The sequence below is a fragment of the Enterobacter cloacae complex sp. IR5401 genome, assembly GCF_049238425.1.
GTDB classification, from domain to species: domain Bacteria; phylum Pseudomonadota; class Gammaproteobacteria; order Enterobacterales; family Enterobacteriaceae; genus Enterobacter; species Enterobacter hormaechei_C.
This window is the reverse complement of the sequence record NZ_JBMKHN010000013.1, coordinates 58,527-73,488: the sequence shown is the minus strand read 5'-3', so window position 1 is coordinate 73,488 and position 14,962 is coordinate 58,527. Positions and strand designations below refer to the sequence as shown.

The window sequence follows — 14,962 nt, the reverse complement described above, 5'->3', positions numbered from 1 at the left end:
ATGGGATGGAAGTATGAGCAATCAACTGGCAAGATGTATAAAGACGGCAAATTAATTGAGACAGGATATTCCGGTGCCCTTACCAATAAAAATAATCCGGACCGTCAGCATGTGAAGGGTCTGGGTCCATTGCCGCGCGGAACATATAAAATTGCGGGACATTCGAATTCTAAAGGACCCATTACCATTATCCTTGAGCAAACTTCGGGAGAGAGTTTTGGTCGTTCAGAGTTCCGCATTCATGGTGACCATAAGTACGGTCCAGCCGGATTTGCTTCGGAGGGGTGCATTATTCTCTCACTGTCAACGCGACGTAAAATCCTTCGTGACGGCGGTGAGCTTGAGGTAGTGCGATGAAATATCCAATCGTCCTGGTGCTTTGTGCGCTCACTGTCCCAGCCATTGCAGCCAGCACTGACTGGCCATCAGCACTTCATGGAATCGCCTCAGGTGACACACACTGGATTGAGCAAGCCCCAACGCTGGCTGCCACGGCTGACGCCAGGCAGGCGCAACTGCTGGAGGATGCTTTGGCCGCAGCGCTCACAACAAACACCAGCGCCACACTGAAAGCGCTCCAGACCATTGACGCGGGAAAGTGGCCTCACATGGTTGGCAGCGATATCGTCTGCACGCCGCCTCTAGAGAAATCCCCCGCCGAAGTCGACGCGTTCTATCAGCGCACCCGCCGGGCGCTGCTGGATACGGTTGAGGGTGCTCAGTGCCTCTGGATCCTGGAAGCAACAATGGAAGAGCTAAACGCTGAGAAAGCCCGTCAGGGTAAGTAAGAGAGTTACCCGGCGCACAACGGCCGGGTCTTCCTTCTCGCCAGACCCTGGCTCACCCCGGCCCCTCACTCCCCGCCGCCAGCAGCGGCACCACCACGTCGCTGACGGGCACCGCAATCCCGTGCCTGCGGCCATAGCGCTGGATCACGCCGTTGCGGATGTCCCACTCCATCGGGCGATCCGCCTGGCGGTCAGCGAGAATCGACGTACCTAAATCCACGGGCGCGCGTTGGAAGTTCGCCAGGATCTCCTCCGCCACCGCATCGTCCAGCTTCGCCCCTTCGGCGCGGGAGACGGTAAGCCCCTCGCGCAGGTAGGCCAGCGCCAGCTCGCTGATATCCTCGCGCCTGAACATCCCGGCGCGGCGATTGGCCAGCACCATCAGCCCGGCGACCGCGTTTTGCAGCAGCTTGCGCCAGGCGACGGTGGGGAAATCTTCCGAGAGCTCAACCGCGCAGCGCGTATCACGAAGCGCTTCGACCACCCGCTGCGCCTGCGGCACGTCCGGCAGCGTCAGGCGCGGTTTGGCGCGCAGCCAGACGGAGGCATCCGGCTCGCGCTGGGCAGGGAACCAGACCACCGAGGGCAGTACCGTTGCGCCATTAACCAAAGGCGCAAGCTGGGCTTTCTGCTCCACGCCGTTTTGCAGCGCGCAGACCACGGTGTTTTCATCGCACAGGGCACGCAGCCACCCGGCGCTGTCGGCATTTTGTGTCGTTTTGACCGCCAAAAAAACGAGGTCAACGGGGCGCGTAATGACGCTGGGATCGGTGAGTACCGGACCGGGCACCACAGTTTCACCCTCATCATGACGCAGGCGCAGTTCCGGATGCGCGGTGCGACCACACAGCAGCGGCGTGCGGCCCGCTTCATGCAGCACCGCGGCGATGGTGGTCCCAATCGCACCGGGTCCTGTCAGCGCAATGGTTGGATAGTCAGACATGGGTCACTCCCCTTTTGCTAAGCCTGCTATCAGTTATACCACCCTGAAAAGAGCGCGCCACGCCCATTGTCTATACTCAACTCATAACAGACAACGGAGTGCGCCATGCCCTTACCCGACTTCAAATCCTCTGAACCTTATACCCTCGGCATTGAGCTCGAACTCCAGGTGGTTAACCCGCCGGGTTACGATCTGAGCCAGGACTCCTCTGCCCTCATCGCCGCCGTCAAAGACGACATCAAAGGGGGCGAAGTCAAACACGATATCACCGAAAGCATGCTCGAAATCGCCACCGGCGTGTGCCAGACCATCGACCAGGCAGCGGCGCAGTTCTCGGTGATGCAGCAGAGCATCCTGCGCGCGGCGGCGGAGCATCACATCCAGATCTGCGGCGGCGGAACGCACCCGTTCCAGAAGTGGCAGCGTCAGGAGGTGTGTGACGACGAGCGCTATAACGTCACGCTGGAGCGCTTTGGCTATCTGATTTTGCAGGCGACGGTGTTCGGCCAGCACGTACACGTCGGCTGTCGGACCGGGGACGACGCAATTTATCTACTGCACGGCCTGTCGCGCTTTGTGCCGCACTTTATCGCCCTGGCCGCCGCATCACCGTATATGCAGGGCACGGACACGAAGTTCGCCTCATCGCGTCTCAACATCTTCTCGGGCTTCCCGGATAACGGACAGATGCCGTGGGTCAACAGCTGGCAGGAGTTCGAGGGGCTGTTCCGCCGCCTGAGCTCCACCAGCATGATCGACAGCATTAAGGATCTGCACTGGGACATCCGCCCCAGCCCGCATTTTGGCACCGTTGAGGTACGGGTGATGGATACCCCGCTGACGCTCGGCCACGCGATTAACATCGCCGGGCTTATTCAGGCGACGTCGCACTGGCTGCTGACCGCGCGGCCGTATAAGCATCAGGAACGGGATTTTCTGCTGTATCGCTTTAACCGTTTTCAGGCCTGTCGCTACGGGCTGGAAGGCATTCTGACAGACGTGCATACCGGCGAGCACAAAACCGTGGCGGAAGATATCGCCTGGCTGCTCGAGCAGGTTGCGCCGTCCGCCGAGAAGCTCGGCGCGACAAGCGCCATCAAGGAAATTGCCCTGCTGTTAAAGCAGGGCAAGAGCGAGGCGCAGCGCATGCGGGACTTTATCGCCGATGGCGGCTCGCTGATTTCTCTGGTGCAGAAGCACTGTGAGCTGTGGGCGACGAGTCCGTAATGCCGTGGCCCCACTCGCGCAGGCGGTGGAACAGCACGAACAGCGCCGGGATGAACACTATCCCCACCACGGTCGCCACCAGCATGCCGCTGAAGACCGTAGTGCCGATGATGCGGCGGCTCTGGGCACCCGCCCCGGTCGCCAGCATCATCGGCAGGACGCCGATAATGAACGACACGGCGGTCATCATTACCGCGCGGAAGCGGCGCGATGCTCCCTCCCGTGCGGCATCGACAATCGCCATTCCGTCCATGCGCCGGGCGCGGGCAAACTCCACGATAAGAATTGCGTTCTTGGCGGCGAGGGCTATCAGTAGCACCAGACCAATCTGCACGTACACGTCGTTGGCATAGCCCGCCAGCCACAGCCAGACCAGCGCCCCGCCGATGGCGAACAGCACCGAGAGCATCACGCTCGCCGGCAGCGTCCAGCTCTCATACTGGGCGACGAGGAACAGCCACGCCATCACCACCGCCGCCAGCACAATCCATATCGCCTGATTGCCGGTCTGCTGCTCCTGATACGACATGCCGCTCCAGGCGTAGTCGTACCCGGCTGGCAGGTTTTCCGCCAGAATCTCGCCCATCGCCGCCATTGCGGTGCTGCTGCTCACCCCTTCCGCTGCCGAGCCGCTCACCGATACCGACGGGAACTGGTTGTACTGCTGAATAAATGGCGCGCCGACGGTCGGCGTGATGGTGACGAGGTTGCTCAGACGCACCCGCTCGCCGCTGTTGCTGCGCACGAACAGCTCGCTGATTTGCTCCGCGCGCTCGCGCCACTGCATTTCGTTCTGCATCACTACGTGGTAGACGCGGTTGTTGACGCTGAAATCCCCGGCGCGCGTGCCGCCAAAGGCGGTTTGCAGGCTGCTGAAGATGCGTGACACCGGCACGTCGAGGCGGGCCGCGCGCTCGCGGTCAACGGTGAGCGTCATCTGCGGCACGTTGCTGCTCCAGGTGGTGAACACGCGGCTCAGCTGCGGGTGCTGGTTGGCTTTCGCCAGCACCTCACGCGTCACGCGCTCCAGCTCCGCCGGGCTTTGCCCCGCCTGCGCCTGAATGCGCAGGTCGAAGCCGGAGGCGTTGCCCAGCCCCGGCAGCGTCGGCGGCGCAAAGGTCATGATGGTGGCTTCCGGCAGGGCCAGCAGCTGTCGCTGAAGGGTGCCCATCACCTCAACCAGCGGCGGACGCTCGCTCCAGTCTTTGAGCATGATGGAGATAAACCCGCCGTTCGATGCGCTGGTGCCGTTGAGGATGTTAAACCCGGAGACCTGAATCACGTCTTCTACCGCCGGGTTTTTAGCGATCAGCTCGCGCGCGGTGGTCATCACCGCTTCGGTGCGCTCCAGCGAGGCTGCCTCCGGCAGTTGGACGCTGGCGAAGAAGTAGCCCTGATCCTCCTGGGGCAGGAAGCCCTTTGGCATCGACATAAAGCTGAATACCACCACCGCCGCCGCGCCTGCGGTGGCCAGCAGCGCCAGCCACGGACGGAGGTTGAACACGCTCACGATCCGGGTGTAAAGCGTGCGCGTGGCGTCCAGCCCGCGGTTGAACCCACGGAAAACGGCGGCGGGCTGTGCCGGTCGCGGGCGCAGCAGCAGCGCGCAGAGCGCGGGCGTCAGGGTCAGCGCCACCAGGCTTGAGAGCGTGACGGCGGTCGAGAGCGTCACCGCGAACTGGCGGTACAGCTCGCCCACGATCCCTGGCAGGAGCGCCACCGGTACAAACACCGCCAGCAGCACCAGCGTGGTGGCAATCACTGGCCCGGCAATCTGGCGCAGCGCCAGCGCGGTCGCCGCCGTGCGGCTCTGCCCTTCCGCCATCAGCGTTTCGACGCTCTCCACCACCACGATGGCGTCATCCACCACCATGGTCAGCGCCAGAATGATGGCGAACAGGCTCAGCGTATTGGCGGAGTAGCCGAGCGTATAGAGCACCGCGAAGGTGCCCACCAGCGACACCGGAATGGCAAGGGCGACAATCAGCGTCGCGCGCCAGCTTTGCAGGAACAGGGACACCACGACCACCACCGCCAGCATCGTCAGCGCCAGCGAGACGCCAATCTCTTTGATGGTGGCGGCCACAAACGAGGTGGTGTCGAATTTGACTTCATAGACCAGATCGTCCGGGAAGCGCGTGGATAACCGTTCCAGCTCCGCGCGCACCGCATCGGCCACGCGCAGGGCGTTAGCGGACGGCGTCGGGTAGATGCCGAGGTAGGCGGAGTCGTGCCCGTTCAGCTGCGCGCCAGAGCTGTAGCTGCGCGAGCCAAGCTCGATGGTGGCGACGTCCTTCAGGCGCACCAGCTGCCCCATCTCCCCGGCGCGGATAATGATATTGGCAAAGTCGTCGGCCTGGTTTAAGCGCCCCAGCCCGTTAATGGTCAGCGTCTGCTGCTGACCGTTAAACACCGGCGGCGTGCCGACCTGGCCCGCCGCCCCCTGCACGTTCTGCTCGCGCAGCGCCTGCGCCACGTCATCGCTGGTCACGTTCAGGGCGTTCATGCGGTCCGGCCTCAGCCAGATGCGCATGCTGTAGTCCCGTGCGCCAAACATCTGTACCTGCCCGACGCCCGGCAGACGCGACAGCGCCTCGCGCACCTGGGTGCTGGCGTAGTTGCTGACGAACAGCGGCGTGTGGGTGTTGTTCGGTGAGTAAAGGCTTACCCCCATCATCAGGTTGGTGGCCCGCTTGCGCACCTGCACGCCGTTTTGCTGCGCCTCGGTCGGCAGCTGCGCCACGGCCTGCGCCACGCGGTTCTGCACGTCGATGGCGGCGAGATCCGGATCGGTGCCCGCCGCAAAGGTGATGTTCAGGCTGTAAGAGCCCTCATCCGAACTGGTGGACTCCATATAGAGCATATGATCCACCCCGTTCAGCTGCGTCTCCAGCGGCGTGGCGATGGCCTCCGCCACGTCAGCCGAGCTGGCGCCCGGCCATGACGCTGACACATTCACGACCGGCGGGGTGATCTGCGGGTACTGCTCCACCGGAATAATCCTCAGCGCGATGACCCCCAGCAGGGTGATGACAAGCGCAATCACCATCGCAAAGCGCGGGCGTTTGATGAAAAACGTCAGCATGATGGCTCCTTAATTCAATATCTGGACGGTTGCGCCTGGCTGCAAGCGCTGCGCACCGTCAGTAATCGCTCGCTCACCGGGCTTCACGCCGGAGGCAATCTGGAACTGCTGGCCGATCTGCCCGGCGACCTTCAGCGGACGCATTTCGGCTTTATCCTCGGCGTTAATCACCCAGGCGAAGAACCCGTCGCCATTCTGCTGTACGGCAGCGGCGGGCAGAGTCAGCACCGGTAGCTCGCTTGCCGGACGCAGGTAAACGTTCACATTGCCGCCGGGCAGCAGCTGATGGCGCGGGTTGGTGAACTCGGCACGCAGCATCACGCTGGCGGTACGCGGGTCGATGCGGTTGTCCACGGAGGTGAGTTCCCCGCTGATGCGCTGGCCGTTGCTGTCAATCAGCGCCTGCCAGGCCTGCTTCATGGCGCTGATATCCGCATGCTGTCCGGCTTTGGTGGCAAACGCGCCCTCTTCCAGCGCAAAGGCGATGCGGATCGGATCGAGCTGCACCACCTCCACCAGCACACCGCTGGCAGGATTCACCAGGCTGCCGACGTGAAAGTTGCTGTGCCCCACGCGCCCGTCAATCGGCGAGGTGATGCGGGTGTAGTTCAGGGTGACGCTGCGGGTGTCGAGCCGGGCTTTGGCCTGCTCCAGCGCGGCGCTCGCCACGTCGCGCTGCATGCGGGCATTGTCCACGTCGTGACGGCTGATGGCGTTGCTGTTGCCCAGGCTTTCGAAGCGGGAAAGCTGCTGCTGCGCCTGACGCAGCGTGGCTTCAGCGCTTCTCACTTCGGCCTGGGCCAGACGCAGTGCGGCGCGCGGCTCGGCGTCGTCCAGTTCGAACAACACGTCGCCTTTTTTCACATACTGGCCATCGCGGAAGTGGATTCTGGTGATGACGCCTTCCGCACGTGCACGCAGTTCAACGGTGTGGATAGCTTCAATGCGGCCCGGAATTTGGCGCTCGGCGGCGTGGGCGGTTTGCTCCACGGTGGCAACACGCACGGGAATGACTGCGGCGAACGCGGGTTGCAGGGTGCAGGCGAGGAGCGCGAACAGGAGTGGGAGTTTCATTAAGAAGTACCTCGGCGTTGTTTTCCCTCACCCCGGCCCTCTCCCACAGGGAGAGGGAGGTCAGGGTTCCCTCTCCCTGTGGGAGAGGGTTAGGGTGAGGGCAAAAAGTTATGCAGCCTTACGGAACCTGCGGGTCAGTCGCTTCTCGATTTCGACGACGAAGAACATCACCCCCGCCACCGCCAGCGTCACGAACCAGTAGCGCAGCGGAAGCGCTTCGGTGCCGAACAGCATCTGCATAAACGGCAGGTAGATGATCGCCGCCTGTAGCAGGAACAGCACGCCCGTTACCAGCCAGATCCCTTTGTTCGCCAGCAGGCCGCGGTTCAGGGAGAACCCTTCGGTATTGCGGCAGTTAATCATGTACACCCACTGGGCGCAGACCAGCATCTGGAGCAGCACGGTGCGGATGAACTCCGCGCTGTGCCCGCGCGGGGCCAGCCAGGCTTCCAGCGCAAAGGCGGCGATGGCAATCATGGTGCCGACGAAGGCCACGCGCCAGACGGCGTAGGCGTCCATTACGTGCTGCCCGGTCTGGCGCGGCGGGCGGCGCATGATGTTGCGCTCGGCGGCCTCGAAGGCCAGGCCGAAGGAGAGCCTGGCGGAGGTCGCCATGTTCATCCACAGAATCAGCACCGGCGTCAGCGGAATGATGTTCCCCGCCAGCAGCGCAATCACAATTAAAAGCCCCTGCGCCAGGTTGGTCGGCATGATGAACAGGATGGTCTTCTTCAGGTTGTCGTAAACGCGACGCCCCTCTTTCACCGCGCTGGCGATGGTGGCGAAGTTATCGTCCGTCAGGACCATGTCCGCCGCCTCTTTGGTGACTTCCGTGCCTTTGATGCCCATCGCGATACCCACGTCCGCCTGGCGCAGCGCCGGCGCATCGTTCACGCCGTCACCGGTCATGCCGACGATTTCGCCTTTTTCCTGTAACGCTTTCACCAGGCGCAGCTTATGCTCCGGGCTGGTACGGGCGAAGATGTCATATTTTACCGCCGCTTCCGCCAGCTCGGCGTCGTCCATTTTCTCCAGCTGATAGCCGGTAACCGCCTGCTCGCTGTTGGTGATCCCAAGCATCTGGCCGATGCTCATCGCCGTCTGCGGGTGATCGCCGGTGATCATCTTCACGCGGATCCCCGCCTGCTGGCAGGCGTTAATCGCCTCAATCGCTTCCGGACGCGGCGGATCCATCATCCCGGCGATGCCGAGGAAGATCAGGCCGTGGCTCAGATCGTCGTGAGTCAATGCCTGCTCACCGTTCGCTGGCTTGAACGCCGCGGCGACCATGCGCAGCCCCTGACGCGCATAGCGCTCCATCTCCGTTTCCCAGTACGCGCGGTCAAAGGCTTGCGCACCGTTGCGGGTCTGCTGCTGCTCACACAGGGCGAAAATCACGTCCGGCGCGCCGGTGATCAAAATCTGCTCCTCACCGCCAATCTGGTAGTGGGTGCTCATGTACTTGTACTGAGAGTCGAACGGGATCTTGTTAACCAGCGTGGTCACGACCGGCTCGAGGTGGGCCTTGGCCGCCAGCACCTTCAGCGCGCCCTCGGTCGGGCCGCCGGTGATGCCCCACAGGCCGCGCTCGTCCTGAATCAGCTGGCTGTCGTTACACAGGTCGATGGTGCGCAGGTACTGCTCCAGCACGGTGCCCGGCTGGATCTGCACCGGCTCATCGCTGCCTTCGAGATAGATGTTGCCCACCGGCTCGTAGCTGTTGCCGTCCACGCGGTAGCAGGTGTCGGCGGTAATGATGGCTTTCACCGTCATCTCGTTCATGGTCAGGGTGCCGGTTTTATCCGAGCAGACCACGGTCATCGCGCCCAGGGTTTCAACCGTCGGCAGCTTGCGGATAATCGCCCGCTTGCGCGCCATCGCCTGTACGCCCAGAGAGAGGATGATGGAGATAATTGCCGGCAGACCTTCCGGTACGGAGGCGACCGCCAGGCTAATCAGGGAGAGCAGCAGCTCGCCCATCGGGATCTCGCGGAACACCAGGCTGAAGACAAACAGCGCGGCCATCATCGCCAGAATGATGGCGAAGATCGCTTTGCCCAGCTTGTCCATCTGCACCAGCAGCGGGGTGCGGTGTTTTTCAATGCCCGCCATCATCTGGTTGATGTGGCCGAGTTCGGTCTCCTGGCCCGTGGCAATGACCACGCCCACGCCGCCGCCCGCGCTGACCGTCGTACCGGAAAAGACCAGGTTCGTGCGGTCGCCCAGCGGTAATTCGCCGCTCAACGGGTTCGTGTGTTTATCCACCACGGTGGATTCACCGGTCAGAATAGCCTCTTCCACGCGTAAATTATGCGCTTCGATTAAGCGCATATCCGCCGGAATACGATCTCCTGCGCGCAACACAATTATATCGCCCGGGACGATTTCCGTCGTCGGGATAGTTTCATGGTTGCCGTTACGAATAACGCGCGCCTCGCTGGAGAGCATATTGCGAATACTCTTCAGGGATTTTTCTGCATTACTTTCCTGAATGTGGCCAATTAAGGCATTGATTACCGCCACGCCCAGAATAACCAGCGTATCAACCCAGTGTCCCATTACTGCCGTTAATACGGCGGCTGCCAGCAGGACGTAAATCAGGACATCGTTAAAATGCGCGAGAAAACGCAGCCAGCCCGGCTTGCCTTTTTTCTCCGGCAGCGCGTTCGGGCCATGTTTCTGCAAACGTGCCTGCGCCTCGGCGCGGTCCAGGCCATTAGCCTGGCTCTGCGCCTGAGCAAGCACCTGCTCTACGGTCTGCTGGTACGCCTGCCCGCCTGCGGGTGGCATATTCTGCGAGAATTTTTTTTTGGTCATGGTATTTTTCCTTCAATATCCGGTGGACGGAAGCCGGAATTCCTTTCTGGCTTTAAATAATTCATTTTTTAGTCTTGCGGGTTAAATTGATCTACCGCAATATATTGACTACCCGGTTATTCAAAACTGATTAAAATTATTTCGACGCGTTGATTTTTACAAAATATTTCTAAACCAACACTAAACGAGGAGGAAGCATGTTTGGTATTTATCGCGGACGGCGTCTGGCGTTATACATTGTCGCAGCCATTGTTATTGCGACGTTAATTGGATATAGCACCTATAGCTTTGTAAAATTATTTTCGTGAGAAAGACGTTTATTTACATAACGCGATATTAATTTAATCGCCCCGAAAATATTATCTGTTTTCTGTTATTAATTCGCAGAATAACGGTGGCCTTTCACCCAATTTTGCCTGCGGGGATGATATTGCTTTACGTTTCAGGATGCCGGACAATGACATTTTTAACTGACGATTAACATTACGATGAAACACCCGTTAGAATCGCTGCTCACCGCAGGGGGCATTTTGCTGATGGCCCTGCTCTCCTGCCTGCTGTTACCTGCGCCGTCGCTGGGTCTGGTGCTGGCGCAGAAGCTGGTTCAGACCTTTCATATGGTCGATCTGAATCAGCTGTACACCATTCTGTTCTGTCTGTGGTTTTTGGTGCTCGGCGCCATCGAATTCTTTATCCTGCGTTTCATCTGGCGCCGCTGGTTTTCACTGGCGTCGTAAGCCAGTGAGATCGCGCATCCCGTGGATCAGCGCTTCACACCAGGCCGCGTAGTCGTGGCCGCTGGATGAGGGGTGGAAGCTGACGCGGTAGCCTTTTTTCCTCAGCACCTGTTCAAAATCCTGCGTGGTGCGATAGATGCCGCCGCCCGGCCCCGCGGTTTCAAACTTCCCGGCCTGTAACCAGAAGCGCACCGGATACGGTGGAGACTGTTGGTACTGACGCGTCAGCCAGCCCGGGGCGTCACCTTCCGGCGCCCACCAGTAAGAACCGGAAAGGCTCAGCACGTTGCCAAACAGGCGCGGATAGCGCAGCGCCACCCATGAAGAGGCAATTCCCCCGTAGCTGGATCCTGCCAGTACGGTTTTCTGCCGCTGCATGCCGATGCCCTTCCCCCGCAGCCACGGCAGCAGCTCGTGCGCCATAAAGTCAGCAAAATCCGGGTTCGGCGGCAGCTCGTTGCCGCGACGGGCGTGATCGAGGCTGTCGATAAACACCACGTTAATCGGTGGCAGGTGATGCCGGGCAATCAGACCGTCCAGCACGTTGGCAAAATGGTATTCGTCCTGATAAACCTGTCCGTCGAAAAGGATGAGCGTCCAGCGTGCAGGCTGTGCGCCGCGCGGTTGGTAGATCATCACGTCGCGGGCATTGCCGAGGATGTTGCTGCTCAGCCTCTGGCGGCTCAACGTCCCGTGTACCAGCGGCTGTGCCGTAGCCCGAACGGAGCAGTAGCGCGCCGGGCTGAGATCGAGCAGCGAATAGCGATTCCAGCGATCGGTCTTCTGCTCCCCGAAGGTATTCGGGTTAAGCGGATCGGCCTGCGCGCTTACCAGGATGGCGCGGCGTTGATCGCGTGTGGAACCCTCGACGATCGGCACATCGGGCGCGAGCTTGTACTGCATTACCGTATCAGCGGGGACTACATAGCTGCGGAACCAGACGTCGCTGTTGCCCAGGCGGAACAGCGGATCGTGATCCCCCGCCGGAGAGCCGAGAATGAAGACGTTATCCCGCGCGCCGCGCCACAGAAAGGTCACGCGCTTATGGCTCGCATCTACCGGCTCCACCATCGGCGTTCCCTGTCGACGCTGCGCCTGCCAGAACGCCTCGGTACTTCCACCGGCAGAAATGACGCTTGCCAGCGCCTTCAGCGTCGGGCTTTCAGGCGCCAGCATCTGCACGCGTGGTAACGGAGAGGTCTCTTTCATCCGCCACTGAAAACGCCACGGCTTACCGGCTTCTCCGTGTAGCACCAGCGAGGTGTTCTGTTTCACCGGCAGGGCAAACAGCAGCGTGTGTTCCCCGTCCGCAGGACCATTTTCGATCAGCGTGCGGATGCGGCGGTTTTGCCCATCAAGCAGGCGCGCATCCGTCACGCCATTCAGCGTGGCGGAAACGTAGTTTTCACCCAGTTCAGGCAGGGAGAAGCAGACTTCGCCGCTGGCATCAAACTTTCCCTGAATATCGACCTGCCGGGACGTCTGCTCGCACGTTGCCGCCACGGCGGGCAGCGCGCCGATCCCCAACAGCAACCCACTCCATACCCTCTTCATTACCGCTTGTTCCCCAACGAAATTTGTTAACAACGCTAATGCAAATGGTAATAATTTGCAATATCATCAACGGCGATTTACCGGTGATTTTATGGCGATAGCAACCAAGGACGTTCAATAAAAATTTTTAAAAATAATAAGATAATGCGGCTCTGGCTACTGAGTCTGGCGACGACCAGCGTCGCGGCTCAGGCAGAAACGAAAGAAGAAACGATTACGGTGACGCAGGGCGTGAGTGAAGAGCCCACTGCGCCCGTAAAAGGCATTGTGGCGACGAAAACGCTCTCCGCCACCAAGACCAGCGCGGAGATCGTGAAGACGCCGCAGTCGGTATCGGTGATCACCCGCGATCAGATGAACATGCAGGACGTCACCTCCGTTTCGCAGGCGCTGCGCTACTCGGCGGGCGTGTTTACCGAGTACCGGGGCTCGTCTAACCGTAACGACGAGGTGTTTGTGCGCGGCTTTAGCTACGTGCCGAAATTCCTCGACGGCTTAAGCTTTGGCGCAACGGCCTCATCACAGACGGGCACAGTTGACCCGTGGCTGCTGGAGCGCGTGGAACTGGTGCGCGGCCCGGCCTCGGTCCTGTTTGGACAGGTCAATCCTGGCGGGTTAATCAGCATGACCAGCAAGCGCCCGACGGCGGAGGCCATTCACAACGTGCAGTTCCGCACCGGCAATAACGATCTCGCCGAAGGTGCGTTTGATTTCGGCGGCAGGCTGAGCGACGACGGGCGCGTACTGTATTGCGTGAACGGTATCGCCCGTACGCAGCATAATCAGGTGGACGATTATAAAGAGACGCGGATGGCGATCGCCCCGGCAATCACCTGGTACCCGAACGATCAGACCCGCTTTACGCTGCTGACCAGCTACCAGAAAGATCCGGATGCCGGATACCGCAACTTCCTGCCCGCGTATGGCACGGTGAAAAGTGCCGACGGGAAGTACATCCCGCGCGATTTTAACGTCAGCGATCCGAATTACAATCAATCCTGGCGCGAGCAGACGATGATTGGCTACGAGCTGGAACACCAGTTCGCCGACAACCTCACCTTCCGCCAGAACGCCCGTTACGCCACCATCAAGCAGAAATATCGTTATCTGGTTTACGCCAACAGCGCGGCCAACAGCACGGTGTTGACCCGTCGCGCCCAGCGTGAAGCGCGCACGACCAACGAATTTGGCCTTGATAACCAGCTGGAATATCAGCTGGAGACCGGAAGCGTCAGCCACACCCTGCTCGGCGGGTTTGATTACAAGACCAGCAAGGATAAACAGCTGCTGGCGCGCGGGAGCGGCTCACAGTATGACCTTGACTGGACAAACCCGGTTTACGGCGTGAACGTGGATGAAAGTACCTTCAAAACGGCGTCCGACGAGCAGCAAAATCTCGACCAGATGGGCCTGTATCTTCAGGATCAGATGAGCTGGAATAACTGGGAGTGGCTGGTTTCCGGGCGCTACGACTGGAGCGAAGTGCGTACCAGCGACTTCACCGATAACAGCGTTACGCAGCAGAACGACAGCAAATTTACCTGGCGCACTGGCCTGCTGTACGCGTTTGATTCTGGCCTGTCGCCGTACATCAGCTACAGCACCTCGTTTGAACCGAACCTGCAAACCAACCGTGCGCCGGGCGTTGCGCCCTTCAGGCCTACTACCGGGGAGCAGACCGAGATTGGCGTGAAATATCAGCCGGTCGACACCACGCTGATGACCCTGGCGCTGTACGATTTAACTCAGAACAACGTCGCGACCTATAACAGCGCTGAAGGCTGGTTCGAAAATGCGGGCAAGGTGCGTTCGAAAGGCGCTGAAGCGGAAATCCACGCCACGCTGATGGATAACATCAACCTGATTGGCTCCTACACTTACACCGATGCAAAAACCGAAAGCACCACGGTGGCGGGAACTGAAGGCAAAACGCCTGCGCGCATTCCGGCACATATGGCATCGGCGTTCGCCAGCTATACCGTTCCGGGCGGCGCGCTGAAGAGCCTGACCGCTGGCGTGGGGATGCGCTACATCGGCACCAGCTACGGCGATGCGAAGAATACCTTCAAGGTGCCATCGGTGGATCTGTATGACGCGATGCTGCGCTACGACCTGGGCGAGATGAACCGCAGCCTGAAAGGGGCAAGCGTGCAGTTCAACGTCAATAACGTGGCAGACACAAAGTATGTGGCGTCGTGCGCAAGCGATACGGCGTGCTTCTACGGGATTGGCCGGACGGTGACGGCGACGGTGAATTACAGCTGGTAAGCATGGTGCGGTCTGATCCCCTCCCCCTAACCCTCTCCCCAAAGGGGAGAGGGGACGATTACGCCCTCGCCCCTTTGGGGAGAGGGCCGGGGTGAGGGGATGTTTTTCAGTGCGCCCGACCGTGGTTTTCTTTGCGGTACGCCCCGGGCGGCTGGTTGAAGGTGCGGGTAAAGATGCGGGTAAACGTCTGCTGCGAGTCAAACCCGTAGCGCAGGCAGATATCGTACACGCGCTCGTCTGACTCACGCAGATCGCGCGCCGCCATCAGCAGCTTGCGTTCGCGGATGTAGCGCCCCAGACTTTCGCCTTTGTACTGCATAAACAGCCGCTGTAAATGCCATTTTGAGTAACCCGCATGGCGGGCAATCTCTTCGATGCGTAACGGCTGGTGTAGGTTGTCATCGATCCATTCGACAATCGTATCAATGACCTGAGCGGAAATCGTCATACTGCTCTCCCCCTCTGCTTC

Annotated in this window: 11 protein-coding genes; 5 read left to right on the top strand and 6 right to left on the bottom strand. The window is 60.4% G+C overall.

All coding sequences use genetic code 11. The annotated features are described in order from the left end of the window. Both ACOTX1_RS17820 and ACOTX1_RS17815 read left to right on the top strand, forming a co-directional pair. A complete protein-coding gene (locus ACOTX1_RS17820) occupies window positions 1-357 on the top strand; it encodes a tlde1 domain-containing protein (RefSeq protein ID WP_006809708.1) in 357 nt (118 codons plus the stop codon). Beyond that, window positions 354-788, top strand: coding sequence for a hypothetical protein (locus ACOTX1_RS17815; protein ID WP_023315573.1), 435 nt, complete (start codon window positions 354-356; stop codon window positions 786-788). Before ACOTX1_RS17820 ends, ACOTX1_RS17815 begins: the two co-directional genes overlap by 4 nt. A 52-nt stretch (window positions 789-840) precedes the next feature. On the opposite strand, the gene ACOTX1_RS17810 is transcribed toward ACOTX1_RS17815, so the two are convergent. Beyond that, window positions 841-1,731 (bottom strand): oxidoreductase, encoded by an 891-nt coding sequence (locus tag ACOTX1_RS17810; protein ID WP_023315572.1) that lies wholly within the window; start codon window positions 1,729-1,731, stop codon window positions 841-843. 105 nt (window positions 1,732-1,836) lie between these two features. On the opposite strand from ACOTX1_RS17810, the gene ACOTX1_RS17805 reads away from it, so the two are divergent. Then, on the top strand, window positions 1,837-2,958 hold the full coding sequence (locus ACOTX1_RS17805) for a YbdK family carboxylate-amine ligase (protein ID WP_003858868.1): 1,122 nt from the start codon (window positions 1,837-1,839) through the stop codon (window positions 2,956-2,958). On the opposite strand, the gene ACOTX1_RS17800 is transcribed toward ACOTX1_RS17805, so the two are convergent. The 3 genes from ACOTX1_RS17800 to ACOTX1_RS17790 form a co-directional block, all read right to left on the bottom strand. Then, complete coding sequence (locus ACOTX1_RS17800) at window positions 2,888-6,043, bottom strand: efflux RND transporter permease subunit (protein ID WP_023315571.1); 3,156 nt, start codon at window positions 6,041-6,043, stop codon at window positions 2,888-2,890. The two genes, ACOTX1_RS17805 and ACOTX1_RS17800, sit on opposite strands and share 71 nt — an antisense overlap. A 9-nt stretch (window positions 6,044-6,052) precedes the next feature. Next, window positions 6,053-7,117, bottom strand: coding sequence for an efflux RND transporter periplasmic adaptor subunit (locus ACOTX1_RS17795; protein ID WP_023315570.1), 1,065 nt, complete (start codon window positions 7,115-7,117; stop codon window positions 6,053-6,055). A 108-nt stretch (window positions 7,118-7,225) separates the two neighbouring features. Beyond that, complete coding sequence (locus tag ACOTX1_RS17790) at window positions 7,226-9,934, bottom strand: cation-transporting P-type ATPase (protein ID WP_263521486.1); 2,709 nt, start codon at window positions 9,932-9,934, stop codon at window positions 7,226-7,228. A gap of 488 nt (window positions 9,935-10,422) precedes the next feature. Between ACOTX1_RS17790 and ACOTX1_RS17785 the strand changes: the two genes are divergently transcribed. Further along, window positions 10,423-10,671 carry a DUF1158 domain-containing protein gene (locus ACOTX1_RS17785; RefSeq protein WP_003858875.1) on the top strand — a complete coding sequence of 83 codons (249 nt, stop codon included), beginning with the start codon at window positions 10,423-10,425 and terminating at the stop codon, window positions 10,669-10,671. Here the strand turns inward: ACOTX1_RS17785 and ACOTX1_RS17780 are convergent. Continuing rightward, entirely contained in the window at window positions 10,657-12,225 is a 1,569-nt protein-coding gene (locus ACOTX1_RS17780) for an alpha/beta hydrolase-fold protein (protein ID WP_126497645.1), read from the bottom strand. The genes ACOTX1_RS17785 and ACOTX1_RS17780 overlap by 15 nt on opposite strands. 123 nt (window positions 12,226-12,348) lie before the next feature. On the opposite strand from ACOTX1_RS17780, the gene ACOTX1_RS17775 reads away from it, so the two are divergent. After that, on the top strand, window positions 12,349-14,493 hold the full coding sequence (locus tag ACOTX1_RS17775; RefSeq protein WP_032634434.1) for a TonB-dependent siderophore receptor: 2,145 nt from the start codon (window positions 12,349-12,351) through the stop codon (window positions 14,491-14,493). Between the two features lie 106 nt (window positions 14,494-14,599). Here the strand turns inward: ACOTX1_RS17775 and ACOTX1_RS17770 are convergent, their stop codons facing one another. After that, window positions 14,600-14,941: a RamA family antibiotic efflux transcriptional regulator gene (locus tag ACOTX1_RS17770; RefSeq protein WP_003858880.1), complete on the bottom strand. Its 342-nt coding sequence runs from the start codon at window positions 14,939-14,941 to the stop codon at window positions 14,600-14,602. Window positions 14,942-14,962 lie beyond the last annotated feature (21 nt).